This is a genomic window from Nonomuraea thailandensis (genome assembly GCF_024172165.1).
In the GTDB taxonomy this organism is placed as follows: domain Bacteria; phylum Actinomycetota; class Actinomycetes; order Streptosporangiales; family Streptosporangiaceae; genus Nonomuraea; species Nonomuraea thailandensis.
Window position 1 is genome coordinate 11282366 of the sequence record NZ_JAMZEB010000002.1, and the last position, 22612, is coordinate 11304977.

At 73.0% G+C, this 22612-nt stretch carries 24 protein-coding genes; 12 read left to right on the top strand and 12 right to left on the bottom strand.

The window, feature by feature from the left end:
- Positions 1–70: 70 nt before the first annotated feature.
- The 4 genes from HD597_RS56530 to HD597_RS56545 all read right to left on the bottom strand — a co-directional run bounded on the left by HD597_RS56530 (position 71) and on the right by HD597_RS56545 (position 4027).
- Positions 71–874 carry an integrase gene (locus tag HD597_RS56530; RefSeq protein WP_253756722.1) on the bottom strand — a complete coding sequence of 268 codons (804 nt, stop codon included), beginning with the start codon at positions 872–874 and terminating at the stop codon, positions 71–73.
- 131 nt (positions 875–1005) lie between these two features.
- Positions 1006–1974, bottom strand: coding sequence for an ankyrin repeat domain-containing protein (locus HD597_RS56535; RefSeq protein WP_253756725.1), 969 nt, complete (start codon positions 1972–1974; stop codon positions 1006–1008).
- A 223-nt stretch (positions 1975–2197) separates the two neighbouring features.
- Positions 2198–3364 (bottom strand): SMI1/KNR4 family protein, encoded by a 1167-nt coding sequence (locus tag HD597_RS66340; protein ID WP_253756727.1) that lies wholly within the window; start codon positions 3362–3364, stop codon positions 2198–2200.
- 24 nt (positions 3365–3388) lie between these two features.
- The gene (locus HD597_RS56545) at positions 3389–4027 is read right to left on the bottom strand and encodes a transglutaminase domain-containing protein (protein WP_253756729.1); all 639 of its coding nucleotides are present in this window, start codon (positions 4025–4027) and stop codon (positions 3389–3391) included.
- A 246-nt stretch (positions 4028–4273) separates the two neighbouring features.
- On the opposite strand from HD597_RS56545, the gene HD597_RS56550 reads away from it, so the two are divergent.
- Positions 4274–4693 carry a hypothetical protein gene (locus HD597_RS56550; RefSeq protein ID WP_253756731.1) on the top strand — a complete coding sequence of 140 codons (420 nt, stop codon included), beginning with the start codon at positions 4274–4276 and terminating at the stop codon, positions 4691–4693.
- A 6-nt stretch (positions 4694–4699) separates the two neighbouring features.
- On the opposite strand, the gene HD597_RS56555 is transcribed toward HD597_RS56550, so the two are convergent.
- Positions 4700–5503, bottom strand: coding sequence for a hypothetical protein (locus tag HD597_RS56555; protein WP_253756733.1), 804 nt, complete (start codon positions 5501–5503; stop codon positions 4700–4702).
- A 254-nt stretch (positions 5504–5757) separates the two neighbouring features.
- On the opposite strand from HD597_RS56555, the gene HD597_RS56560 reads away from it, so the two are divergent.
- The gene (locus HD597_RS56560) at positions 5758–6840 is read left to right on the top strand and encodes a hypothetical protein (protein WP_253756735.1); all 1083 of its coding nucleotides are present in this window, start codon (positions 5758–5760) and stop codon (positions 6838–6840) included.
- Positions 6841–6858: 18 nt separating this feature from the next.
- On the opposite strand, the gene HD597_RS56565 is transcribed toward HD597_RS56560, so the two are convergent.
- Entirely contained in the window at positions 6859–8187 is a 1329-nt protein-coding gene (locus HD597_RS56565; protein ID WP_253756737.1) for an FtsX-like permease family protein, read from the bottom strand.
- On the bottom strand, positions 8184–8951 hold the full coding sequence (locus tag HD597_RS56570) for an ABC transporter ATP-binding protein (protein WP_372513653.1): 768 nt from the start codon (positions 8949–8951) through the stop codon (positions 8184–8186). The genes HD597_RS56565 and HD597_RS56570 overlap by 4 nt, the downstream gene beginning before the upstream one ends.
- A 73-nt stretch (positions 8952–9024) precedes the next feature.
- Here HD597_RS56570 and HD597_RS56575 point away from each other — a divergent pair, with 73 nt between their 5' ends.
- Complete coding sequence (locus HD597_RS56575; protein ID WP_253756741.1) at positions 9025–9576, top strand: TetR/AcrR family transcriptional regulator; 552 nt, start codon at positions 9025–9027, stop codon at positions 9574–9576.
- Here the strand turns inward: HD597_RS56575 and HD597_RS56580 are convergent.
- Entirely contained in the window at positions 9573–10568 is a 996-nt protein-coding gene (locus HD597_RS56580; protein ID WP_253756743.1) for an ArsR/SmtB family transcription factor, read from the bottom strand. The genes HD597_RS56575 and HD597_RS56580 overlap by 4 nt on opposite strands.
- A 66-nt stretch (positions 10569–10634) precedes the next feature.
- Between HD597_RS56580 and HD597_RS56585 the strand changes: the two genes are divergently transcribed.
- From HD597_RS56585 to HD597_RS56610, 6 genes are all read left to right on the top strand, one after another.
- Positions 10635–11882, top strand: coding sequence for an MFS transporter (locus HD597_RS56585; protein WP_253756745.1), 1248 nt, complete (start codon positions 10635–10637; stop codon positions 11880–11882).
- Positions 11883–12016: 134 nt separating this feature from the next.
- Positions 12017–12178: a hypothetical protein gene (locus HD597_RS56590; RefSeq protein WP_253756747.1), complete on the top strand. Its 162-nt coding sequence runs from the start codon at positions 12017–12019 to the stop codon at positions 12176–12178.
- Positions 12179–12248: 70 nt separating this feature from the next.
- Positions 12249–13223, top strand: coding sequence for an MvdC/MvdD family ATP grasp protein (locus HD597_RS56595; RefSeq protein ID WP_253756749.1), 975 nt, complete (start codon positions 12249–12251; stop codon positions 13221–13223).
- The gene (locus HD597_RS56600; protein ID WP_253756751.1) at positions 13220–14188 is read left to right on the top strand and encodes a TIGR04500 family putative peptide maturation system protein; all 969 of its coding nucleotides are present in this window, start codon (positions 13220–13222) and stop codon (positions 14186–14188) included. The genes HD597_RS56595 and HD597_RS56600 overlap by 4 nt, the downstream gene beginning before the upstream one ends.
- 97 nt (positions 14189–14285) lie before the next feature.
- On the top strand, positions 14286–15011 hold the full coding sequence (locus HD597_RS56605; protein ID WP_253756753.1) for an ABC transporter ATP-binding protein: 726 nt from the start codon (positions 14286–14288) through the stop codon (positions 15009–15011).
- A complete protein-coding gene (locus HD597_RS56610; protein WP_253756755.1) occupies positions 15008–16324 on the top strand; it encodes an FtsX-like permease family protein in 1317 nt (438 codons plus the stop codon). The genes HD597_RS56605 and HD597_RS56610 overlap by 4 nt, the downstream gene beginning before the upstream one ends.
- Before the next feature lie 77 nt (positions 16325–16401).
- Here the strand turns inward: HD597_RS56610 and HD597_RS56615 are convergent, their stop codons facing one another.
- The 4 genes from HD597_RS56615 to HD597_RS56630 all read right to left on the bottom strand — a co-directional run bounded on the left by HD597_RS56615 (position 16402) and on the right by HD597_RS56630 (position 18531).
- Positions 16402–17163 (bottom strand): hypothetical protein, encoded by a 762-nt coding sequence (locus HD597_RS56615; protein ID WP_253756757.1) that lies wholly within the window; start codon positions 17161–17163, stop codon positions 16402–16404.
- A complete protein-coding gene (locus HD597_RS56620) occupies positions 17160–17321 on the bottom strand; it encodes a sigma factor-like helix-turn-helix DNA-binding protein (RefSeq protein WP_253756759.1) in 162 nt (53 codons plus the stop codon). Before HD597_RS56620 ends, HD597_RS56615 begins: the two co-directional genes overlap by 4 nt.
- Positions 17318–17638, bottom strand: a complete 321-nt coding sequence (locus HD597_RS56625; protein ID WP_253756761.1) for a sigma factor — start codon at positions 17636–17638, stop codon at positions 17318–17320. The genes HD597_RS56620 and HD597_RS56625 overlap by 4 nt, the downstream gene beginning before the upstream one ends.
- Before the next feature lie 71 nt (positions 17639–17709).
- Positions 17710–18531 carry a helix-turn-helix domain-containing protein gene (locus HD597_RS56630; protein WP_253756763.1) on the bottom strand — a complete coding sequence of 274 codons (822 nt, stop codon included), beginning with the start codon at positions 18529–18531 and terminating at the stop codon, positions 17710–17712.
- Positions 18532–18603: 72 nt separating this feature from the next.
- Here HD597_RS56630 and HD597_RS56635 point away from each other — a divergent pair, with 72 nt between their 5' ends.
- The 3 genes from HD597_RS56635 to HD597_RS56645 are packed head-to-tail and all read left to right on the top strand — an operon-like array spanning position 18604 to position 22608.
- Positions 18604–20007: an MFS transporter gene (locus HD597_RS56635; RefSeq protein WP_253756765.1), complete on the top strand. Its 1404-nt coding sequence runs from the start codon at positions 18604–18606 to the stop codon at positions 20005–20007.
- Positions 20008–20041: 34 nt separating this feature from the next.
- Positions 20042–21592 carry a PP2C family protein-serine/threonine phosphatase gene (locus tag HD597_RS56640; protein ID WP_253756768.1) on the top strand — a complete coding sequence of 517 codons (1551 nt, stop codon included), beginning with the start codon at positions 20042–20044 and terminating at the stop codon, positions 21590–21592.
- On the top strand, positions 21589–22608 hold the full coding sequence (locus HD597_RS56645; protein WP_253756771.1) for a cobalamin B12-binding domain-containing protein: 1020 nt from the start codon (positions 21589–21591) through the stop codon (positions 22606–22608). Before HD597_RS56640 ends, HD597_RS56645 begins: the two co-directional genes overlap by 4 nt.
- The last annotated feature ends 4 nt before the right edge of the window (positions 22609–22612 follow it).

The following is a 22612-nucleotide window of genomic DNA, read 5'->3' on the forward strand; positions in this document are numbered from 1 at the left end:
ATCACCTCGCTGACCCCGGGGATCCCTTCAGAACCTCAACATCAAGTGCCGGCAGTCATCGTGGGCGCTGTCACGTCTGCCCGAGGTCTGTGCAGTGGGTGATCGTCGCGTCGTCCGGCGGCACCGCGTGCTGGGCCTCCGCCTGCCGGACACGGCGAATGATCTCCTCCGGTCCGCTCGACGCCAGGACGGCCATGACCCCTGGCCAGTCGGTGAGCCCGAACCGGTCCACGATGCCGCCGGCGCCGTTACTGAGGAGAACGGCGCCGAGATGGGTCAGCCTGGAGATCGGGCAATCTCCGGTGATGGCCTCGTCCGCCGCCCGTGGGTCGTCCTTGGCGACCCAGAAGCCGCCCGGCTGGTTCCGGTTCGAGCGTAGGTCGCTGAGGATCCTGTGGTACTCGTCGCCATCCTCGGCGGCGGCCCTGAGCGCGGGCTCGTACGAGCGGCTGATCACCACCTCCCGGGGATCGGAGACGACGAGCGGCGCACCGCCTGCCTTGTCCAGCACGATGTACGCGTCGCCGAGCACCAGGTACTCGACGAGGTCACCGGACAGGCGCAGGAGGGCCACCGCCGCCGAGGGGCTTATGCGGTCGGTGACGTCGCAGGTTTCTCGATGGTCGTCCGTCACCTGCTCGATGGCCTCGGCAAGCACCGCCCGGAGGCTGCGGTCCTGCGGGAGGGACAACAGACCGAGGAGATCGCCTCCCAGGCGGCTGGCATACCAGGCCACGCCGTGCCGGCAGATCGATTCCGTGCCGGGGATGCCGGCGCCGTCGACCAGCACCGCCGCCGTCGGCAAGGCACCAGTGAAGTCTTCGTTCGCGCGGCCGGCCCGCCCCGCGGCCGCGCTCGTCATCGTCACCCGCATGTGCCACCGCCGCTTCTCCGCCGAACGAAGCGTCCACCCTGAACAAGTCGCCGAACCGCCTGGAACCGTCCGCGGGCCCGCGAACACGTCGGGCCCGCGCTTCGGCTCCGGGCCATTCGTGGTGTCACTGGTCAGCTCCACCAGTCGCGGTCGGGGAGTTCGAGCCAGATGTCGGGTTGATCGGTGATGGAGCGGGTGTCGCTCGGACGCAGGCCCGCGCCGGCGAAGCAGTAGGCCACCGCTTGGTGGTGGTAGAGGTAGGCGGTGAGGATGTCCTCCGTGGCGGCGTGGTCGGATACGGAGCCTCCGCCGGGATGGGTGTCCCATTCCTCGATGACGCCGTCACGGGCGACGGCTCCCTGATTGCCGCTCTTGGGGTTGGCGAACATGCCGTAGCAGACAGAGCCGGCTGACAGGCGCTTCATGACGCCAGGGGTGGATGCGTTGTATCCCCACGGCTGGAAGACGACGCATCCGCCCGGTACGTCCGTGATGCCGATGAGGGACAGGCCGTCGTCCGAGCCCGAGAACGGGTCGTCCATGATGTCTTCGACGTCGTCGGCATCGGCCGGTGTGGCCTCCAGCCTCCGGGCCGCCTCCGCGGCGGTGATGCCGGCCACGCAGGCGAGGCTGAAGCCGTCATCCTCCAGGTCGTCCAAGGCGGTGATCAGCTGCCTGGCCTTGGCTACGGCGGCGGTCTCGGCGGCGGACAGACCGGCCTCCCCCGGAGGAGGAGTGAACAGGTCAGGGGTCGGCGTGGCCAGGCTGAGGCGTCCGGGGGACCAGCCGTTCATCATCGGCCGCCACGGGTCTGCTCCAGCGGCGGCCAGGGCGCGGGCGTTGCCGGGGCGGTTGTTGAAGACAGCTTCCCAGAGGGCGGTACGGCCTTCGTGTTCGGCATCGACGTCGCCGACTCGCTGGCACAGCTCGGCGATCACCTCGGGTGAGCCGCATTCGGCGGCGGCGTGCAGCGGTCGTTCATGGAAGTACACGCCCGTGTCGGGGTCGGCGCCCGCGTCGAGCCGGGCGCGGATCAGGCTGAGGTTCGCCCAGTCATCCCAGCCGATTCCGGACCAGCCGGGTCCTTCGGTGACGACCATGACACTCCTTGAGGGGACGTGAGGATCATTGAAGGCTGATCATGGCGGACGGGTCCGACAACTTCCGGCCGGGCCGCAGCCGGGGTCACGCCAGCCGACGCCAGCGGGCTCAAGCGCAGCCAGGGCCCGGCTGTGGGCGGGCCGGTTCTGCGCGGATCACTCAGGTCGGGCCCGGCCCCTCGGTCCGACCAGCGGGCCAAGAAGGCCGCCGGTCACGCCCGGCTCAAAGGACGTCCCACTCCACTTGGCGGGCGACCGCCGTGGGCTTCCAGTACCCGATGGACGTGCCGTTCTCCATGGCGTCGGCGGTGGCCTTCAGCAGGGCGTGGAACGAGCGGATGCGGACGCCGCCGGGCTCGAAGCTCATGCCGCCCTCGTGGTCGGTCGTGCCGATGTCACGCTGCACCGAATCGACCACGAGATGGTCGCCCATGCCGTTGGCGCCGGCGGGCAGCATGCGGCCGTCCCACCACTCGGCGCGGGCGGCTGCGTCGTCACCGTCTCCATCGTTCTCGCCGTCGACCTCGCACAGGGCCCGCCAGTCGGACAGGATCTGCGCGACGCTCGCGTTCGTGTGGCCCAGGAATCCGAAGCCCCAGGTGTCGTCGACGGTGCTGGAGCCGTCGTGCCGCAGCAGCGACGCGCGCAGGTCGTCGGGAAAGCGCAGGCCCGTCTCGGCCTCCGCCGCCGCGAGGTCCGACGCCTTGCCCGGCTCGCCGAGCGTGCGGTGGCTGCGGGGGGCGTGCTTCTTCAGCCAGGACTCGATCCGCCGCCACTGCCGGTTGACGGCTCGTGTCACCTTCGCGTCGATCTCGCGTACGCGCGGGGTGGTTCTCCGGGGTGAGCAGTCCTCGTCGGCGGCCGGTTCCCGGACGGGAAGGCTCATGCCGTCGATCTGCCGGAACAGGCAGGTGGCCTGGCTCTGGACGAGTGAGGGTTCGCACACCTCGGCCACGATCCGGCCCGGTCCGCTGACGACCTCACCGGTTTCCCGCTCGGTCCTGGAGAACACCGCGGACTCCAGCACCTGGGTGCAGGAGGCCAGCAGGACGAGCGCGCAGGCCGCCACGCCCCAGCGGGTCAGGCGACGGCGAGTCGCCGCGTCCAAGGGCTCCCGGGGCGTGCGCGCCTTGGCCGGGGGACGATCCAGAAGGGAGGGCTTGGCAGCCAGGCGCTCCAGGTCGCGTGCCGTGGGGGTGCCGAGGATCGGGACGGCGGCAGGTTGTCCGGGGCCGACGGTGGCAGGCGGGGCCGGCTCGTCCTGATGCCGCGCCAGGCGCCGCGTGGGGGGCGGACGGAGGGAACGCCTCGCCGCCAGCACCGCCACCGCTGCCGTGAGGGCCGCCGCGAGCGCCAGCCACACCGCCCGGGAAGTCGTTGATCGCCGCACGCCCGGCAGGGTATCCGTTGTCGATCAACGGCGGGGGCGGGCCGGCGTGCGGGTCCTGGCCGATCGACGGCTCATGATGAGATCCGCGGGTACGCGTACCGGCAGGCACAAGGTTTGTCCGTGCTGTTCGAACAGGTCGTCCCGGGAGTGGAAGTAGCCCAGATCGGCCAGGACGTGTCCTGACAGGTCGCACGAGGAGCAGGTGCCGCCGTCCCAGTCCACGGCGGTGTGCGCGATCGCGTCGAAGAGCGTCATGCCGCCTGTGTTGGTGAATCGGCCGCCCGCTCGCAGCGTGCCCAGATCACCGTAGAGTTCGGACACGGACACCCACCGGCCGTAGAGGAGGAACTCCGGCCAGGCCAGCACCACGTGACGCGGGATCAGCGCACGCAACAGCGGGAACCGCGGGTGCCAGAAGCGCCCATCGAGCAGCAGGCCTCTGACCCGGGTGTCGATTGCGCGACTGCGTGCGACGGCCTCCAGCAGCGCCAGTCTCTGACTGCACGAACCGCGTCCCAGACGCAGGGTGGTGGAGACGGGCTGCCGTTCGTTCATGGCGTATACCGGGCGCACGCGGATGGCGATGAGCCGGTGCGCCGCGGTCAGGAAGGCTCGCTCTGCCTGAGGGGCGACGTCCCGGGTCTCGGCGGACAACGCCAGCACCCGAGGATGCCGCCAGTCGAGGATGGGTGTGGGCGCCGAGCTTCCTGCGACTGCTGTCCGTGGAGGAACGGCTTCACCGCGGCCCATGATCGTAAGCATGCCAGTTGTGGTTGGGCGGGCGTTCGGTGGGGGTGGCGACGTCAGGAAGACCGCTGAGCACGTCGTCCCGCCCCCTGACGTGGATCCTGCACCGGATCCGCACACGGGCTGCGCGTCGTGTGCATTCGCGTTTGCTTTGATGGCGCGGTGACGGAGCGGCGAACGCCAGAGGCGCGCGAGGTCTACTGGACGTTCGGATGCGGGCTCTGTCTGATCATCGCCATGGCGTGCGCGACGTTCGGCACCTTTCTCGACCTTCACCTGGTCGCTCGCGCGCAGGTCTACTGCGAGGGAGATCTGAGCTCCGGGGAGAAGTTCGCCGGCACCATGTGGTTCCTGAGCCGGGTCGTGATGTTTCCGATCGTTTCGGTACTGTCGGCGCTCGTCGCGCAGTCGTTCCATCTGCTGGCGCGGCTGCCCTGGCTGGCCGGGCGCCTCTGGTCGGGCGCCGTTCTGCCGGCTCTCGCGGTCGCCGGGTCCTTCGCCGGGCCGGTGGCCATGGTTCTGTACGACCTGGCCACCGTGGGCACTCCAGGTGGCTGTGTTCTGCCGCCGTGGCCCTTCTGAGAATCCTCAGCCCTTCGGCCCGTACGCCGTCATGAGGATGTGCACGAGGACCAGGGCGGCGATCCAGAACATGGCGCGCTTGGTCGGCGGCGGGCCGCCGCGCAGCAGGGAGATGCCGAGCGGGATGAAGGCGACGCAGAGGCCGCCCACGGCGATGAAGGACTGCGGTTCGGTGCCCTTGAGCGTGCCGAGCGCGAGCGCCGACATCAGGCCGAGCGCGACCGAGCGGCCGAGGCCGAGGGCGCCGGAGCGGTAGGCGCCGACGGCCAGCACGACCCAGCCGAGGAAGGCCGGCCCGGACATGGCCTTGAACGGATGCCAGCTCGATTCCAGCCGTGCCTGGTAGTAGTCGTCGATGCCGCTGAGCATGGTCTGCAGGCCGAAGCTGTCGGTCAGGTGGAAGGCCAGGTAGTCGGTGCCGAACTGGAAGGTGCGGGTGAACAGGCCGACCATCACCAGGCAGCCGCCCCACAGCCCCCACAGCGGGCTGGTGGCGCAGATCCGTTGCGCCAGTGTCATGACGGCCGGCCATAACAGCACGAAACCCGCGGCGAAGCAGGTGTAGGCGGCCATGATGAGGGCCGGGTGGCGGGTGTAGGCGGTGAGCTGCTGCGGGACGAAGTAGTAGAAGGGGGAGCGCAGGAGGGTCCCGGTCATGATCAGAAGGGGGCCGCCGATCAGCGAGACGGCGCTCACCCATCGGCCCGGGAACGGGGGCTGCCGGTCCAGGTTGGCGGCGGCGCTGGCGGCCCGGCGTTCGGCGCCGGCCCGTCGCCATCGGGTGATGCGGCTCTGAGGGGCGGTCTTCATGGGTTCGTGCCCGTCCTGTGGGAGATGAGGGGTGCAGCAGCATCGTGTCGGGCGGGGCGGGGCATGCGCGTCTGACCCGGGTCGCATCTTGGCGGGCGGGCGGGGGCCGGCGTACGACCAGGGGTGGATGCGGGCCTCCTCCCGTAGGCAGAGGGCTGAGATTTGTCCACCCATGACCACGGACGCCGCGCCCTGGCAGGTCAACATCCCGGCCGGTAACCAAGGAGGTCCAACCGACCTCTGGAGGCAGCGGCATGCACACCTACTCACGGCGGCGCTTCGCCGTCGCCGCCCTGGCCTGTGCGGTGGCTTTCGCGGGGAACCCGGCGGCTGAGGCGGGCGCGGGGCTGCGGACGCGGGGCGAGCAGGTCGTCGACGAGGCCAGGAAGCGGTACCTCGTCCCGGACGCCCGCGTGAAGGCCGACGTCGATGTGCTCAGGAGCGCGTTGGGCGAGGTGAAGCGCGGCAGGAGCGTGGCGTTCAACCTGAACGCGGGCCGAGCCAGGATCGCTTCCGCGCTGGGCGTTCTCGGCCGGGCGGCGGACGCGGAGGCGGTGCTGGCGCAGTGGGCGGGGCTGGTGGCCGATCGGGCGCGCGCCGGGAGCTCGTCCTACCTGGACAGGGAACGGCGGTTCTTCGGCGCCTTCACCACCCCTCTGGCCGTGCTGGCGCAGAAGTACCCGAACTCGCAGGCCAAGTACTGGCTGAAGAACACCCCGGCGCAGGTGCTCGATGTCGTCTTCGCCGCCGCGACGCCCGACCTGCCGGCGGACCAGCTCTACGCCTACGCCTACCTGGAGGGGCTGGTCGACTACGTACGCGATCGGATCGGGCTGGGGAAGAAGGCCGGCGACCCGACGGACGCGCAGCTCAGGAGCGTCAGCGTCACCGGCCCGATCTTCGGCTACGACTACCTCGGCACCGACCGCTTCTTCCTCGACATGTACGCCTCCAGGGTGCCCGGCAGGAATTTCCTGCCCTACGACCCGGGCAGGGTCGTCCTCGACACGAGGCGCAACGAGAAGGGCACCCTGGTGGAGTCGGCCCTGTTCCCGAGCCTGACGGCGGGGTTGCAGGGGGAGGCCGCGATGCTGAGGCGGCGCCGCGCGTTGTTCCTGGCCGACGCCAGGGCCTACGGGTACGCGACCCCCACCCGGGACGAGCTCGTCTACTGGACGTACGTGTACTACAACGTGGGGGAGTTCAACGGGCAGCTCAAGAAGTACGCCGGTAGGCGCAGGCTGGGCGACTGGATGGCCAAGGGCGAGTACCCCAACTCGATCAAGGCCCTGGAGAGCTGGCGCATGCTCAGGGACATGGCGATCTTCCCGAGGTGAGGCTTGCCGTGGTGAGCCTCATGCCGTACGGATGACGTGCCGCCCGACGAGCGACGAGACGCCGAGGGTGACGCAGACCCCGATGGCGATCGTGATCGCGTACGGCAGGGGCGCCGCCGCCTGCAGGGGGTCGCCGGTCTTGACGATGGCGAAGGGCAGGACGGCGAGGAACGCGCCCGCGCTGCCCGCGACGGTGCTGACGGCCGTGGCCGCGCCGATCTCGCGTACCAGCATGCGGTGCGTCTGGCCGCCCGTCGAGCCGACGAGGGACATGACGGCGAACTCGGCGCGGCGCTGGGTGATGGAGGCGACGAGGTTGTTGGTGAGGGCGATGGCCATGAAGGCCGCGATCAGCGCCACGACGAAGTAGTTGATCGAGGCGAGGACCTGGCCGTCCGAGCCGCCCGCCAGGCCCGCGGCGTTCTCGATGCCCTGCATGCTGAGCGTGCCCGCCGCCACGCCGACGAAGAGGGTGAGGAAGGTGACGGTCGGCCGTACCCGGTCGGGGGCGGCGGACAGGTTGACGGCGGCCAGGTGGGAGGGGGCGGCGCGGTGGGCCGGGAGCACCGCCCTGAGCACGAGGTTCACCGCGGCGACGAGCTCCGGGGCGAGCACGCAGAGGCCGACGGCGACGAGCACGCAGCCGGGCCCGGTCAGCGCCGTGGTGAGGATGTCGGCCGGGTCCATGCCCAGCACGGCGGCCGATGAGGCCAGGCCGGCGCCGATCATGATGGTGGCGGTGACGCGGCGGCCACGTCCGGGACGCCGTCCCGTACGGCGGCGCGGGGGCGGGGCCGCGTCGGCGACCGGGCTGCGGCGGGCCAGGGAGCGGCTGCCGATCCAGGCGGCGAGCACGCTCGCGGCCAGCACGACGAGCACGCCGAGGACCGGCAGGAGCACGCCGGGCGCGAACGCCGAGGCCGCGCTGGTGAGCCCGGCGGCATGGAGGCTCCGGGTGACGGCCCAGCCGACGAGGTACCCGCCGGCCAGGCCGGGCAGTGCCATGACGGCCGTGATGGCCGCCGTCTCGACCGCGAGCATCCACTGCACCTGCCGGGGGCTCGCGCCGATGAGCCGGATGCCGGCGATCTCCCCGGCCCGGCCGCCGAGCGCGACGCTGATCGTGGACACCATGGCGAACAGGACGATCGCGACCGTCCAGCCGCCCACGATGAGCGGGAACTGCACCAGGAACTCACGGTCCGCGTCGGTCGTGCTGCCGGCCAGCCCGGTGCCGAGCAGGCTCATCATGCCCGTGACCAGGATCGTGCCGACGAGAGCGACCAGGCCGGTCGCGATCGCGGAGGTGCGGTGATGTGCGAAGGAGCGGATGGCGATCCTGATCATCGGGTGGCCACCGCACCGTTCGCGGCCTGCTCGGCCGACTCGACCAGGACGGCCATCCGGCCGGCGACCCGCTGCGCGGTGGGGCGTGCGATCCGGTCGACGATCCGGCCGTCGGCCAGGAAGAGCACGGCGTCGGAGTAGGACGCGGCGACCGGGTCGTGCGTGACCATGATGATGGTCTGGCCGTGGTCGGCCAGCTCGCGCATCAGCCGCAGGACCTCCCTGGCGCTGCGGATGTCGAGGGCGCCCGTGGGCTCGTCGGCGAAGACGACGTCAGGGTCGGTGATCAACGCCCGCGCGACCGCGACCCGCTGCTTCTGGCCGCCCGAGAGCTGGTGGGGGCGGTGGCCGCCCCGGTTGCCGAGGCCGACGCGGGTGAGGAGGTCGGCGGTGCGCGCCGGCTGCGTCCTGCGCGAGTCGAGGCGCAGGGGGAGCTCGACGTTGTCGACGGCCGAGAGCGCGGGCAGCAGGTTGAACGACTGGAAGACGAACCCGACGCGGCGCCGGCGCAACTGCGCGAGCTGGGTCTGGTCGAGCCGGCCCAGGTCCTGCCCGTCCAGCTCGACGGCGCCCGACGTCGGCCGCTGCAGGCCCGCGGCGCAGTGCAGGAGGGTGGTCTTGCCGGAGCCCGACGGGCCCATGATCGCGATGAAGGACGAGCGCGGGATGTCGAGGTCGATGCCGCGCAGGGCGTGGACGGGGCCGGCCTCGCCCGGGTACTCGCAGCGCAGGTCGCGGATGCGCAGCACGGGCGGTGTGGACATGGTCATGAAGCTCTCCAAACAACCGTTTTAAACGAACATTTCAAACGAACGTTTATTTGATACGGTAGGGCATGTGAGTGCCAAGGACAAGCTGCTGCTGGCAGCGCGCGACTGCCTGCTGACCAAGGGGTACGCGCACACCACCGTGCGAGACCTGGTCGCGGCCTCAGGGGCGAACCAGGCGTCGATCAACTACCACTTCGGGTCCAAGGAGCAGCTGCTCACCAAGGCGCTGCGTGACCTCAACACGGAGTGGGGAGAGCTGCTGTTCGCGGTGATCGAGGAGCCCCACGACGCTTCGGACGAGCCCGCGGCACGGGTGGAGGCGCTGTGGGGGCGGATCATCGAGTCGATCCGGGCCAACCGGGCGCTGTGGTTCGTGAACTTCGAGTCCGTCGCGTCCGCCCGGCGGGACGGTGAGATCCGGGAGATGATCGCGAGCGGTCAGGAGCAGGCGCGGATCGCGCTGGCGCGGGCCTTCGCCGGCCTCGGGCCGGACAGCGATCCCGGCGAGGTCCACGCGGCGGGGTCGCACTACCTGGCCCTGCTGGTCGGGCTCGCCTCGCAGTGCCTGACCGACCCGGAACGCGCGCCGACGGCGAAGCAGTTCGCCGCCACGCGCTAGCGGCGCCGATCGTCCCCGATCAGGGACGTTCCGAGGGGGGTCGTCATGTGGAGGACCTGGCGTCCGGAGCGCTCGGAGGCGACCAGCCCGCTCTCGCGCAGCACCCGCAGGTGCTGCGAGACCGCGCTGGGCGTGACGCCGAGCGCGCGGGACAGGTCCGTCGTCGTCGCGGGCGAGCGCAGGGCCTCGAGCAGCCCCGCGCGCACCCGGCCGAGCAGCCGGACCGCGTGGCCGGCGGGGGCGCGCGTTCCGGCGGTCCACAACGTACCGACCCCGCGTGCCGGATAGCGGACCGTGGTCTGCGTGGACGTTCTCTTCTTGATCAGCACGTACGGCGTGCCGAGCGCGACCGGCATGAGGACCAGCCCGCCCGGGCCGCGGTCCACGGCCCGTTCGGCCCGCCAGCGCGCTCCCTCCAGCCTCAGCCGGCCGTCCTGCCAGTGCAGGTCGGGGTGCAGGTCGGCGAACAACCTCTCGGCGCCGCCCGCAGCCAGCCGCCGGGCGCGGTAGCCGACGTCGGCGTCGAGCACGGCCCGGATCCGCGGCCAGTGCGGCGCGATGAGCCGGTCGTGGGCCGCGCGCAGCTCGGCGGCGATCGTGCGCAGCCCCGCCGCCGGGCGTTCGGCGAGCGCGGCGACCGGCGCGGGAGGGTCGTCGCCGAACACGCGCCGGAGGCTGATCCGCACCTGGGACGCGGGTGTGCGGCGCAACGCGGCCAGGTCGTCGTCGATGGAGGCGCCCGAACCGCGCGGAGCGGGAACGAGGAACTCCGGCCAGTTCGGCCGGTCGCTCACGATCAGCGGCCATGTGCGCGAGAGGTCGAGCGGACGCCTGGCGAGCTCGTCCGCCGCCCAGCGCAGCCAGCGCAGGTTGACCGGGTGCCGGTCGCGGTCACCGAGCTGCTGCAGGGCGGACACGGTCTCCGACAGCGGCGAGATCGCGAACCGGGTCGCCGCCAGCTCGGCGACGCCGAGATCGACCGTCAGGGCCATGGGCCGATTATGTAGCGCTCACCTACAAGCTGTCGTGGCGGCCTCCCGGCACCGGAAGATCGCGGCATGACGCAGAGCGAGGCCGCGCCGCACCTGTCCCCGGCGTACTGGCGGTTGTGGTGGGCGACGGGGATCAGCAGTGTCGGGGACGGGGCGTTCACGGCGGCGGTCCCGCTGCTGGCCGTCACGGTCACCCAGGACGCGCGGCTCGTGTCGGTGGTGTCCGCGGCGACGTTCCTGCCCTGGCTGTTGCTGTCGCTGCCCGCCGGGGCGCTCGTCGACCGGTACGACCGGGTGGCGCTGATGTGGCGGGCCCAGGTGATCCAGGCGGTGCTCGTCGGGGCCGTCGCGCTCCTTGCCGCGTCCGGCCGGATCGAGGTCCCGGTCCTGGCGGTCATGGCGTTCGCACTGGGGGCCTGCACGGTCGTCTTCTCCAACGCGGCGCAGGCCGTGCTGCCGGATCTCGTGGCCAAGCCGCTGCTGCACCAGGCGAACGGTCATCAGCAGGCGATCACCACGATCGGCCTGCAGTTCGCCGGGCCGCCGGTCGGGGGGCTGCTGTTCGCGGCCGGGGCGGCGCTGCCGTTCGGGCTGGACGCCGTCTCGTTCGCGCTGTCCGCCGCGTTGCTGGCGTCTCTGGCCAGGTCCGGCGATCGCCGGCATCCCGGCCGCGGTGTCGAGGGCCATGACGCCGCACCTCCCCCGATGCGGACGGCGATCGCGGACGGGCTGCGCTGGCTGGCCGGGCACCGGCTGCTGCGCACCCTCGCCCTCCTGCTCGGCGTCAACACCTTCTGCTGGCAGCTCGGCAACGTCTCGCTGATCCTGCTGGCCACCCAGGAGCTGCACCTCGACGCCCCCGGTTACGGCCTGCTGCTCGCCGGGGCCGCCGCCGGCAGCCTGCTCGGCGGCCTGCTCGGGGCGCCCGTCGTAGCGCGGCTGGGCGCGCTGCCCGCCCTCCTCGCCGCGCTCGTCACCAACGTCGTCACCTTCGTCGGCATCGGCCTGAGCCCGAACGCGATCGTGCTCGGCGCCCTGCTGGCCGTCACCGGTTTCGTCACCACGCTGTGGAACATCGTGACCGTCAGCCTCCGGCAGCAGATCGTGCCGTCCGCGCTGCTCGGCCGGGTGAACAGCGTCTACCGGATGCTCGGCTGGGGGCTGATGCCGCTCGGGGCGCTGGCCGGCGGGATGGTGGCGCACACGTTCGGGGTGCACGCGCCGTACCCCGTCGCGGGAGCGCTGCGCGGGATCTGCCTGGTGGTCGCCGTGCCCGTGCTGGTCCAGGCCATGCGGGGACTGACATCCAGGTAGGAAGGGGATTTGTTTCCCCCTCCAAGCCACATTCAAGTCGGCTCCAAATTCCGGCTGGTGTGCTTCACCCACGAGCCGCGGATCTCCGGCGCGGATGCTCCGCGGCCAGCACATCAAGGAAAGGGAGGGAAGTCATGACCAAGAAGATCGTGAGCCTCGACGACCTGAGCAACGAACTGCCGGTGATCGACGAGGCCGACCTCGGTCTCGTCTCGGGCGGCAGGCCGATGGAGCGCTGCTACCACACCAACGGCACCGAGGGCAGGCCGTCCGACGGCTGGGTGTCCGACTACTAAAGATCACTCGGCGTCGCGTGGGAGGAGCATCGAGGAATCCGTGCTCCTCCCGCGCGGCTGAGGGGGGCACATGCTACTGATTCTCAGCGAACCCGGCGACACCACCGTCCGGATGGTCCTGCCCAAGCTGAAGGCCAGGGGCGCCGAAGTCGTCTGGTGGGATCCTGCCCAGTACCCGGCCGCCGCCCACCTGACCGCCGGGTTCGCGGCGGGCGGGACCGAGCTCAGGCTGGTCACCGGCGGGGAGGTCGTGGACCTCGGCGGGACGACGGCCGTGTGGAACCGGCGTCCCGGGCAGCCCGCCGCCGCCCCGAGCGTCACGGCCGGGGACCTGCGGGAGCGCGTGGGGGAGCTCTCGGAGTGGTTCCTGGAGGGCTTCTGGGATCTGCTGGACGCGCGGTGGCTGCCGGCCAGGCATCCGGTGCTGCGCAGGGCGCACAACAAGCTGGTCCACCTGGCGCTGGCCCAGGAGCTGGGCTTCGTCGTGCCGCCCACCGTGGTCACCAACGATCCGTCCGAGCTGGCGCCCGCCTACGAGCGGGCGGGCGGGCGGCTGATCGCCAAACCGGTCGAGTACGCCCCGTTCGAGATCGACGGCGCGCGCCACACCGTCTACACCACCGTGGTGCAGCGCAGGGACCTGGCGGCCCGCGGCCGGCTGGCGCACGAGCCGACCATCCTGCAGCCGTACGTGCCCAAGGCCGTGGAGCTGCGGGTCACCGTGGTCGGCCGGCAGGTCTTCGCCGCGGAGATCGCCTCGCAGGACTCCCCGCGCACCCGGGACGACTGGCGGCACTACGACTTCGACCGGGCCCGCCACAGCGTGCACCACCTGCCCGGCGACGTCGCCGCCCGCTGCGCCGACCTGGTCGCCGCGCTCGGCGTGTCGTTCGGGGCGATCGACCTCATCCTGACCCCCGACGGGGAGTACGTGTTCCTCGAGATCAACCCCAACGGCCAGTGGGCCTGGATCGAAGACCTGACCGGCCTGCCCGTCGGCGACGCCATCGCCGACTGGCTCACCGGAGAAACGGACGAACCATGAAACAGCCCTCACTCGGCCCGGCCCTCGAAAGCGGCGTGAGCCTGCTGCGCGGCCTGCCCCGCCGCCGCGCGGCGGTGGCGGAGGCCCGGCGCGCCGCCGACGACTGGGCGCGGTCGTTCCCCGCGCTCGCCGCCCAGCTCGTGAGCAACCCGCGGCCGGGCTCGCCGGTCGTGGACTACGACCTGCTGATCGACGACCCCGCCGGCGGCACCATCATGCTCGGCGTGCAGCCGGACGACGGCACGTCCTGGCTGGTCGACCATTCGACCCATTGGGCCGCCGGCAACCTGCTGACCGTCGACGGCATGCAGATCTCCATGCCCGAGGCGATGCTGATGCTCCGCTCGCTCACCCGTGCCGGGCTGTCGCCGCAGGAGGAGCTGGTGCGGTTCTGCGTCCTGCGCAACGCCGCCGCCAAGGAGGAGGCCGGCCTGGAGGACGTCCAGGCGGCCGCGGACGCCTTCCGCCGGCGCCACGGCCTCACCGGCCGGGAGGCGATGTTGAAGTGGCTGGAACGGATGGGCATGAGCGCCGAGGCGTTCCATGACCACATGACCACGAATGCCAAGGACGACAGGTTCCGCGCCCGGATGCGCGCCGAGCTGGGCCCCGGGTATCTGGGCCGCCATCGCGACCGGTTCGCGAGGGTGTGGGCGGCCTGGGCGCTGTCCGGGGAGCCGATCGAGGCCGCCGAGCTCGACGGCTCGCTCGGCGACCGCTGGGACCTGCGGCTGAACAGGGTCGTGGCGTGGTCGGGCGAGCTGCCCGAGCCGCTGCGATCGGCTCCGGCGGGCAGCGGCGTGGGGCCGGTGCCCTTCGAGGGGCGGTTCCTGACGGGCGCCGTCCACAAGCGGGAGGAGGCCGTGGCGGACGCGCAGACGCTGGAGGCGGCGGGGGCGGCCGCCTTCGAGGAGTGGCTGGCCGGCGCCGCCGAACAGGCGCGCGTCACGTGGCACTGGCTCTGACCCCGCCGCGTACGGATCGGGACCGGGTACGTCCCAGGGGCCGATGGGGGATGTCCCGGATGGGCGGCGGGTCACTCTCTCCGGCACGCTGACGATCATGACTGATCATGCGGTCCTCCTGGAGGAGGTGACCAGGACCTACGGGAACGGCGCCACAGAGGTGGCCGCGCTCCGGCAGGTCAGCGTCGGGTTCGCGCGCGGGAGCTTCACCGCGGTGATGGGCCCGTCCGGGTCGGGGAAGAGCAGCCTGCTGCAGTGCGCGGCGGGGCTGGACCGGCCGGACTCCGGAGCGGTGCGGGTGGCGGGGCAGGACATCACCCGCCTCGGGGAGAAGCAGCTCGCGGTGTTGCGCCGCGACCGGGTCGGCGTGGTCTTCCAGGCGTTCAACCTGGTGCCGTCGCTGACCGCGTGGCAGAACGTGGTGCTGCCGAGCAGGCTGGCCAGGCGGCGGCCGGATCCGGCGCGGGTGCGGGAGCTGCTGCGCCGGGTCGGCCTCGAAGGGCGGGAGGGGCACCGGCCGGCGCAGTTGTCGGGCGGGCAGCAGCAGCGGGTGGCGATCGCGCGGGCCCTGCTGGGCAGGCCCGAGGTGCTGTTCGCCGACGAGCCGACCGGGGCGCTGGACCGGGCCACCGGGCACGAGGTGCTGCGGTTGCTGCGGGAGGCGGTCGACGGGTTCGGGCAGACGGTGGTGATGGTCACGCACGATCCGGAGGCGGCGGCGCGGGCGGACAGGGCGCTGTTCCTGACCGACGGCCGGATCGTGGACGTGCTGGAGCGGCCCACCGCCGAGCGGATCGGCGCGAGGCTGGGCGGCGGACGGTGACGCTCGTCCTCGCCGTCAGCAACGTCCGGGCGAACCGGACGGGGGTGGCCGCGTCGTTCGCGGCGGTGCTCCTGGCCGTCACGCTGGTGGCCGGAGGCGGCCTGGTGGTCGCCGCCGCCGGCGCCAGGGACGAGCTGAACGGCGTCATGGGGCTGCTGGTGCTGTCGGCCGTGGTGTCCGGGTTCGTGTCGGTGTTCGTGGTCGCGGGCACGCTGAGCCTGCACGTGTTGCGGCAGCGCAGGACCTGGGGGCTGCTGCGGTCGCTCGGCATGACGCCGCGGCAGGTGCGGCGGCTGGTCACGGTGGAGGCGCTGGTGGTGGCCGTGCTGGCGAGCGCGGCGGGCTGCGTGCTGGCGGTGCCGTACGCGGTGCTGATGTCCGGGTTCGTGCGGGTGACCGGGCTGGCGCCCGGGGGTGTGCCGGTGCGGGTCACGCCGGGGCCGTTCGTCGTGGTGCTGGTCGTCGGGCTGGCGGTGACTCTGATCGCGGCGCGGGTCGCGGCGCGCAAGGCCGTACGCGTGGGGCCGCTGGAGGTGCTGCGCGACAGCGCGGCGCAGCGGCGGCTGCTGCCCTGGCCCAGGGCCGTCGCCGGGCTGGCGGCGCTGGGCGGGGGCGGGGTGCTGGTGGCCCTGGTGCCGAGGGTCGAGCCGGTCGCCGCGGTGCCGGCCGGGCTGGGGGCGACGATGGCGCTGTGCGTGGGCGCCTCCGCGCTGGGCCCGGTCGTGCTGAGCGGGATCGGCCGGCTGCTGGGATCCGTGGTGGCCGGGCTGGACCCCGGCGCGGGGATGCTGGCCAGGGCGTCGCTGGTCGCGCAGCCGCGCCGGGCGATGTCGGCGGCGTCCCCGGTGATGCTGACCGTGGCGCTGGCGTGCACCTTCCTGTTCGCCGTGACCACCTCCGACGCGGCGGCGGGCGTCACCCGTACGGGGGCGTCGGCGTGGGCGGCCCCGGCCCTGGTGGGGTCGGCGGTGGTCTACACCGTGATCTCGGTGCTCAACGCGACCGCGATGACGATGACCGAGCGGGCCGAGGAGCTCAGGCTGCTGCGGACGGTGGGGACCGCGCCGCGGCAGCTCACCAGGGCGGTGGTCTGGGAGACGCTGATCGTGACCGCCGTGGGCGCGCTCATCGGCACGGGCATCGCCGCCGCCTGCCTCACCGCGCTCGGCCAGGCCGCCACCGGCCGGCCGTGGTTCGCCTACTCGCTGCCGCAGTACGCCGGGCTGGTGCTGGTCTGCGCCGTGAGCGGGCTGATCGGCGGGCTGGCGGCGACCCGGCGGGCGCGGCGCGGACCCCTTCTGCCCGGACGGTGACCCGGCGGGCGTGGCCCCTTCTGCCCGGACGGTGACCCGGCGGGCGCGACGCGGCCCCCGCCCGGACGGTGGCCGGCTCAGCTCCCCGAGGCGGCGGGGCGGTCGTAGACCGCGACCGCCCACCTGCCGGGACGCTCACCCATCTCGGCCAGGAGCCGTTCTCGGACCTCCGGGTTCCCCAGCGCGCGGAGCTGCGCCGACTCGTCGCATTCCGTGCCCTTCCTGACCGGCGGGCAGCCCGTGACCTCCTCGGCCACCTTCCGCACCGGGGCGTCCGCGGGGAAGACCCACACCTGCAGCGACTGCGGACGCTTCAGCCAGTCGTCCGGCGCGGAGCGCTCGTCGTGGTGCCCGCCGAAGGAGGTGCCGCACCGTCCGGAGGCGCCGCCGGGCTCGTCGCTCTTGAGCGCCAGCGTCAGGGTGACCCAGGCACGGGGATCGTCACAGAGCACCTTGTACCCGGTCGAGGTGCTGGTCGGGACGAAGGTCACGGAACGGGCGCCCGTCGTCTCGAAGCGTTCGGCGTGGAGGAGGGGGAGGTCGAACCGCTCGGCCCCCAGCCGCACCTCGTACTTCTCCGGGATCTCCGGGCCGGTCGGCTCGACCTGGGCCGAGTCCACGGGCTGCTGGGCGACCGGAGGCGCGCCCGGCCGCACCTGCACGCCGGCCACGGCGACCGCGGAGACGGCCAGCGCCGCCGCGCCGGCCGTCAGGGCCCGCCGGGTGCGGCGGATGCGCCGGCCGCGCCGGATGATCGTGTCGAGCCGGGCGGAGGAGCCCTCCTGCCCTCCGGCCCGCCCGGTCAGGAGCTCACGCAGGTCGTTCTCGGTGTGGCTCATCGCTTGACCCTCTCCAGGCTCATGGTCTCAATGTCCGGATCGACCCGGAGACGGGCGAGGGCCCGGCTGAGCTGGCTCTTCACCGCTCCCAGCGAGCTCCCGACGATGTCGGCGACCTGCGTCAGCGTGCGTCCCTCGTAGTAGTGCAGGACGATCACCGCCCGCTGGCGCTCCACAGCGCGGCCTGGTCGTCCACCTCGGCCGCCGCGTCGCGCGGGTCGGCGGTCTCGGGCAGCGTCTCGGCCGGGACCTCGCCACGCCAGCGCCTGCGCCACCAGGACGTGTGGGTGTTCACGATGATCCGATAGACGTACGGATCGGGGTTGCCCTCGATCCGCCGCCAGGCCAGCCACGCCCTCGCCAGCGCCGTCTGCACCACGTCCTCGGCCGTGCCCCAGTCCCGGGTGAGGAGGTACGCCATCCGGCACAGCCGTAGCTGCCGGTGTGCCACGTACTCGGCGAACCCGTCGTCCATCCGTCATCTCCGTCTCGTCGTCATCCGGTGATGACTACTGCCTGGGACCCGGATTCGGATTACAGCCGCCGTCACACTCCTGACGCGAGCAGGGCGCGCACCCGGCCGGGCGTGTGTCCCAGCTCGGCGCGCATGACCCTGGTCAGGTGGGCCTGGTCGCTGAAGCCCAGGCCGGCCGCGAGCGCGGCGAGGTCGGTTTCGCCCTGGTCCAGGCGGGCCAGCGCCCGGCTGACCCGTACGCGGTTGCGGTAGCGGCTCAGCGGCATGCCGACGTGGTGCCGGAAGGTGTGGCTCAGGTGCGACGGGGACGTCTCCAGCAGGCGGGCCAGCTCCACCAGGCCCGCCCCGGCGAGCGGGTCGGCGAGGACCGCCTCCCTGGCGCGCTCGGCCAGGTCGGCCCGCCCGGGCGGCGGGGAGTCGCGCGGCTGCTCGCGCAGGGCCAGCCGCAGCAGGCCGAGCACGGCCTCGGCGGCGGCGAAGCCGGGGTCGTCGCCGGAGCGCAGGAGCAGCCGGTGGGCCAGCTCCAGCCGCGCGTCCACCCGGACGGCCCGCGAGCGCGCGGCCGCCCGCACCCCGGCGGTCAGCTCGTCACCGGTGGCCAGCTCGTCACCGGGGGTCAGCTCGTCACCGGCGAACGCGACCGCCGTGCACACGTCGCCGCCCGCCGGATGCGCGAACCGCATCTCCTCCCCGGGAAGGTGCAGGTAACCGGTGGCGGGCTCGACGGTCACCCCCCGCCCCCGGACGTCGATCCGGAACCGGCCCCGCCGGACCAGCACGATGTGCGCGGACCGCGCCGGCTCGGGGTCCGACCAGCGGGCGTGGTCGTCGGTGCACTCGACCGAGCGGATCGCGAAGTGGCGGCTCTCCGTCACCGTCCTGGTGGTACGCACCGCACCACCGTACGACGCAGATCCGCATATTCCTTCAAGACCGGGCAGCCGCCCCCGCACCATGCTGGGCCGATGATCACTGTGGCCCGCCGCGGCCGGATGCTGGCCGTGCTGCTCACCGGCCAGGTCATGGCCTCCATGGACGGCTCCATCGTCTCGGTGGCGGCCCAGACCATCCGCGAGGACCTGCGGGCGGACGGGGCCGCGATCCAGCTCATCGTGTCCGGATACCTGCTGACCACCGGCGTGCTCCTGGTCACCTGCGCCCGGATCGGCGACGTGATCGGGCACCGGCGGGCGTTCCTGCTGGGGCTCGGCTGGTTCACCGCCGCGTCGTTGCTGTGCGGGCTGGCGCCCACGGCGACCGTGCTGGTGCTCGCCCGCGTCGCGCAGGCCGTCGGCGCGGCGCTGCTGACGCCGCAGATCTTCGCGCTCGTCCTCCAGCACTTCGACGGGGCGGCCCGGCGCAGGGCGATCGGCGTCTACAGCATGGTGCTCGCCCTGGGGGTGGCGCTGGGCCAGGTCATCGGGGGGCTGGTGACCGGGGCCGACCTGTTCGGGCTCTCGTGGCGGCCGATCTTCCTGGTCAACGTGCCGATCGGGCTGGTCGTGGTGCTGGCCGGGCGGCGGGTGCTCCCGGGCTCGCGTACGGACGGGCAGGCCAGGCTGGACCCGGCGGGCGTCGCGGTGCTGACGGCCGCGATGACCGCGCTCACCGCCCCGCTCATCTTCGGCCAGGACCAGGGCTGGCCCGCCTGGGCGTGGATCTCGCTGGCGGGCGGGGTGGCGCTGCTGGCGGGGTTCGCCGGTTACGAGACCAGGGCGCGGCATCCGCTGCTGGACCCGGCGGCGCTGCGGCCGGCGGGCGTGAAGCCGGGGCTCGCGGCCTGCTGGATCGTCATGGGCTGCTACACCGTCTTCCTGCTCACCCTGACCCTGCACCTCCAGGACGCGCTCGGGTACTCGCCGCTGCGGGCGGGGCTGGCGTTCGTGCCGTACGCGCTGGGGTTCGGCGCGCTCAGCCTGACCTGGAGCCGGTACCCGCGGCGGCTCCAGGACGTGCTGCCGGTGGCGGGGCCGCTCGCGTTCGCGGCCGGGGCCGGACTGCTGGCCCTGCGGTGGCACGAGGTCGCCTCCGTGCCGCTGCTGATGCTCGCCGGGGCCGGGCACGCCGCCGGGTACAGCCCGCTCATCGCGCGGATCACGTCCCTGGTGGAGCCGCGGCTGGCCTCCGCGGTCTCGGCGCTGAACGCCACCGGCCCCGTGCTCGCCGGGGTGACCGCCGTGGCCGGGCTCGGCAGCGTCTACTTCGCCGCGCCGGCCTCCGTGGACGGCCTGCGAAGGGTCGCCGTCGCCGTCGCCGTGCTCCTCCTCATCGGTACGGCCTGCGCCGCCCGGGTCACGTCCGCGCAGCGGAGAAAAGATCCTGCAAAGAAGCGATATGGCGGAAAGAGAGCCCCGGTGTCCCGCCGGTAACGTGGGAAATCCGGGGGTCTCGCGGGATGGTGCCATGGTCGGGATGGTGTGGGAGGACGCGCCGTACCCCATGCTGGCGGTCAGCACCACGGGGACCGTCGAGCAGGCGAACAAGGCGGCCCGGCGGCTCCTCGCCGGCCTCGTCGTCGGCGAGCGGCTGGAGCACGCGGTCCCCGAGTGGCTGTCGCACGCGCACTTCGGATGCGGCGGGTCGGAGCGCTACGGCGCGATCGGCGACCGGGTGTACCAGGCGCACCCCGTGCAGGCGGCGGCCGACCGGATCGTCTGGTGGCTCGTCGACGTCACCGAGAGGCAGCACGAGGTGGACTCGCTGCGGGAGTGGGCCACGTTCCTGGCCGAGGCCTCCAGCGAGCTGCTGCCCTCACTCAACCTGGACCGCTGCCTTGAGGTGACCGCCTGCCTGGCCGCCCGCCGCCTGGCCGACGTCGCGCTGGTCGTCCTGCCGCGGCCCGGGCGCCGGTACGCGATCGCCCGCTGCGCCCGCGGAGGCCAGGCGGTCAGGGAGGACGCGGCCATCGACCCCGGCACGTTCCCCGGCCTGGCCGAGGCGCTGCAGGGCTTCCCGCCGGTGCCGCCGCGCTGGAGCACCCCCGAGGAGATCCCCGGCTGGGCGCTGCGCGACGGGCCGGGCGAGGTGGGCTCCGTGGCGGTGACCGCCCTGCCCGGCCACGGGCTGCCCGCGGGCGCGCTGGTGCTGCTGCGCGGCTCGCCGGACGGCTTCTCCGGCGACGAGCGCATGTTCGTGCGGCTGTTCGCGCTGTGGGCCGGCTCCGCGATCGCGGTCGCCCGCCTCTACGTCGAGCAGTCGATCATCACCGAGACTCTGATGGCCGAGCTGCTGCCGCCGCCCACGCCGATCCTGGACGGGGTGGAGCTGGCGGCCCGCTACCGGCCCGCGGGCCCCAGCGAGCACGTCGGCGGCGACTTCTACGACGTGTATCCGGCCGCGGGTTCCGGACGCGAATCGCTGGTGGTGCTCGGCGACGTGGCGGGCAAGGGCCTGGAGGCCGCCGTGCTCACCGGCCGCATCCGCAACACCCTGCGGGCCCTGCTGCCGCTGGCCGACGACCACCAGCGCGTGCTGGAGCTGCTGAACGGGGTGCTCCTCAGCGACAGCGATCCGACCCGTTACGTCACCCTCGTGCTGGCCTCGTTCCAGCACCGCGGCCCGCGGGTGGCGATGCGGCTGACCAGCGCCGGGCACCCGGCGCCGCTGATCATGCGCACCGACGGCCGCGTCGAGGCGGTGCCGGCCGTCGGCACGCTGATCGGGGTGCTGGACGAGATCACCAGCGTCACCGACTCGGTGGTGCTGGAGCCCGGCGAGACCTGCCTGCTCTACAGCGACGGCATCATCGAGGCCAGAGGCGGCCCGCTCGGCCACGAGTTCTTCGGCGAGGAGCGGCTGTGCGAGCAGCTCGGGCAGTGCGCCGGCATGCCTCCCGAGGCGCTGGCGGAGCGGGTGCAGATGCTGGCCTCCCAGTGGGTCGGCGACGGCGAGCACGACGACATGGCGGTCGTCGCCATCTCGGCCCCCCGCGAGCAGGAGGAGGGACGCCCGTGACGGCCGCCGTCAAGGAGCGGGCGCAGGCGCTGTGGGCGGCGGCGACGGCCGGCGACGAGCGCGCCGCCACCGGCGTGGCGATGGACGCGCTCGACGCCGGCATGCCCCTGGAGACCCTGCTGCTGGACGTCGTGGCCGCCGTGCAGGCGCGCGTCGGCCACGAGTGGGCGGCCAACCGCCTCTCGGTCGCCCAGGAGCACACCGCCACGGCGGTCAACGAGCGGGTGCTCGCCACCCTGGCGCACCGCGCGTCAGAGCAGGGCGATCAGACCCTGGGGCGGATCATGGTGGCGTGCATCGACGGCGAGTGGCACGCCTTCCCCGCCCGGCTGCTGGCCGAGGTGCTGCGGGCGCGGGGCTGGCAGGTCGACTACCTGGGCGCGCAGGTCCCCACGCCGCACCTGGTCGCGCACCTGCACCTGACGAACCCGGATGCGGTGGCGCTGTCCAGCTCGCTGGCGATCCGGCTGCCTGCCGCGCACGCCGCGATCTCCGCCTGCCAGGCGGCGGGCACTCCGGTCGTGGCGGGGGGCGCCGCCTTCGGCCCCGACGGCCGCTACGCCCGCCTGCTCGGCGCCGACGCCTGGGCCCCTGACGCCCGTACCGCCGCCGACCTCCTGGCCGCCGGGCTGCCGCACCGGGTCGCCTCCCGCGACGAGCCGCCCCCACTGGCCGACCGGGAGTACACCGAGCTCACCCGGTCCGCGGGGGACCTGGTGCGTGACATCCTGGCCGACCTCACCCGGCGCGTGCCGCAGCTCACGGGTTACGACGAGCAGCAGCGCGGACGGACGGCGGAGGACGTCGCCTACCTGGTCGACTTCCTGCGCGCCGCCCTGTACGTCGACGACCCCGAGCTCTTCACCTCCTTCGTGGGCTGGATGACCGGCGTGCTCACGGCCCGCGGCATCCCGGAGTTTGTGGTGCCGGCGGCCCTGGACGCGCTGGCCGAACGCCTCCACGGCTTCCCCCGCGCCCTGCACGTGCTCGCCCGGGCGCGCGCGGAGCACGGGTGAGCCC

What these genes read in the sequence shown, in the direction of transcription:
- HD597_RS56530 (WP_253756722.1), bottom strand. Translation starts at nt 874, where the DNA reads ATGCGGGTGACGATGACGAGCGCGGCCGCGGGGCGGGCCGGCCGCGCG.
- HD597_RS56535 (WP_253756725.1), bottom strand. Translation starts at nt 1,974, where the DNA reads ATGGTCGTCACCGAAGGACCCGGCTGGTCCGGAATCGGCTGGGATGAC.
- HD597_RS56555 (WP_253756733.1), bottom strand. Translation starts at nt 5,503, where the DNA reads ATGAAGACCGCCCCTCAGAGCCGCATCACCCGATGGCGACGGGCCGGC.
- HD597_RS56560 (WP_253756735.1), top strand. Translation starts at nt 5,758, where the DNA reads ATGCACACCTACTCACGGCGGCGCTTCGCCGTCGCCGCCCTGGCCTGT.
- HD597_RS56565 (WP_253756737.1), bottom strand. Translation starts at nt 8,187, where the DNA reads ATGATCAGGATCGCCATCCGCTCCTTCGCACATCACCGCACCTCCGCG.
- HD597_RS56570 (WP_372513653.1), bottom strand. Translation starts at nt 8,951, where the DNA reads ATGTCCACACCGCCCGTGCTGCGCATCCGCGACCTGCGCTGCGAGTAC.
- HD597_RS56580 (WP_253756743.1), bottom strand. Translation starts at nt 10,568, where the DNA reads ATGGCCCTGACGGTCGATCTCGGCGTCGCCGAGCTGGCGGCGACCCGG.
- HD597_RS56585 (WP_253756745.1), top strand. Translation starts at nt 10,635, where the DNA reads ATGACGCAGAGCGAGGCCGCGCCGCACCTGTCCCCGGCGTACTGGCGG.
- HD597_RS56590 (WP_253756747.1), top strand. Translation starts at nt 12,017, where the DNA reads ATGACCAAGAAGATCGTGAGCCTCGACGACCTGAGCAACGAACTGCCG.
- HD597_RS56595 (WP_253756749.1), top strand. Translation starts at nt 12,249, where the DNA reads ATGCTACTGATTCTCAGCGAACCCGGCGACACCACCGTCCGGATGGTC.
- HD597_RS56600 (WP_253756751.1), top strand. Translation starts at nt 13,220, where the DNA reads ATGAAACAGCCCTCACTCGGCCCGGCCCTCGAAAGCGGCGTGAGCCTG.
- HD597_RS56605 (WP_253756753.1), top strand. Translation starts at nt 14,286, where the DNA reads ATGACTGATCATGCGGTCCTCCTGGAGGAGGTGACCAGGACCTACGGG.
- HD597_RS56615 (WP_253756757.1), bottom strand. Translation starts at nt 17,163, where the DNA reads ATGAGCCACACCGAGAACGACCTGCGTGAGCTCCTGACCGGGCGGGCC.
- HD597_RS56625 (WP_253756761.1), bottom strand. Translation starts at nt 17,638, where the DNA reads ATGGACGACGGGTTCGCCGAGTACGTGGCACACCGGCAGCTACGGCTG.
- HD597_RS56635 (WP_253756765.1), top strand. Translation starts at nt 18,604, where the DNA reads ATGATCACTGTGGCCCGCCGCGGCCGGATGCTGGCCGTGCTGCTCACC.
- HD597_RS56640 (WP_253756768.1), top strand. Translation starts at nt 20,042, where the DNA reads ATGGTCGGGATGGTGTGGGAGGACGCGCCGTACCCCATGCTGGCGGTC.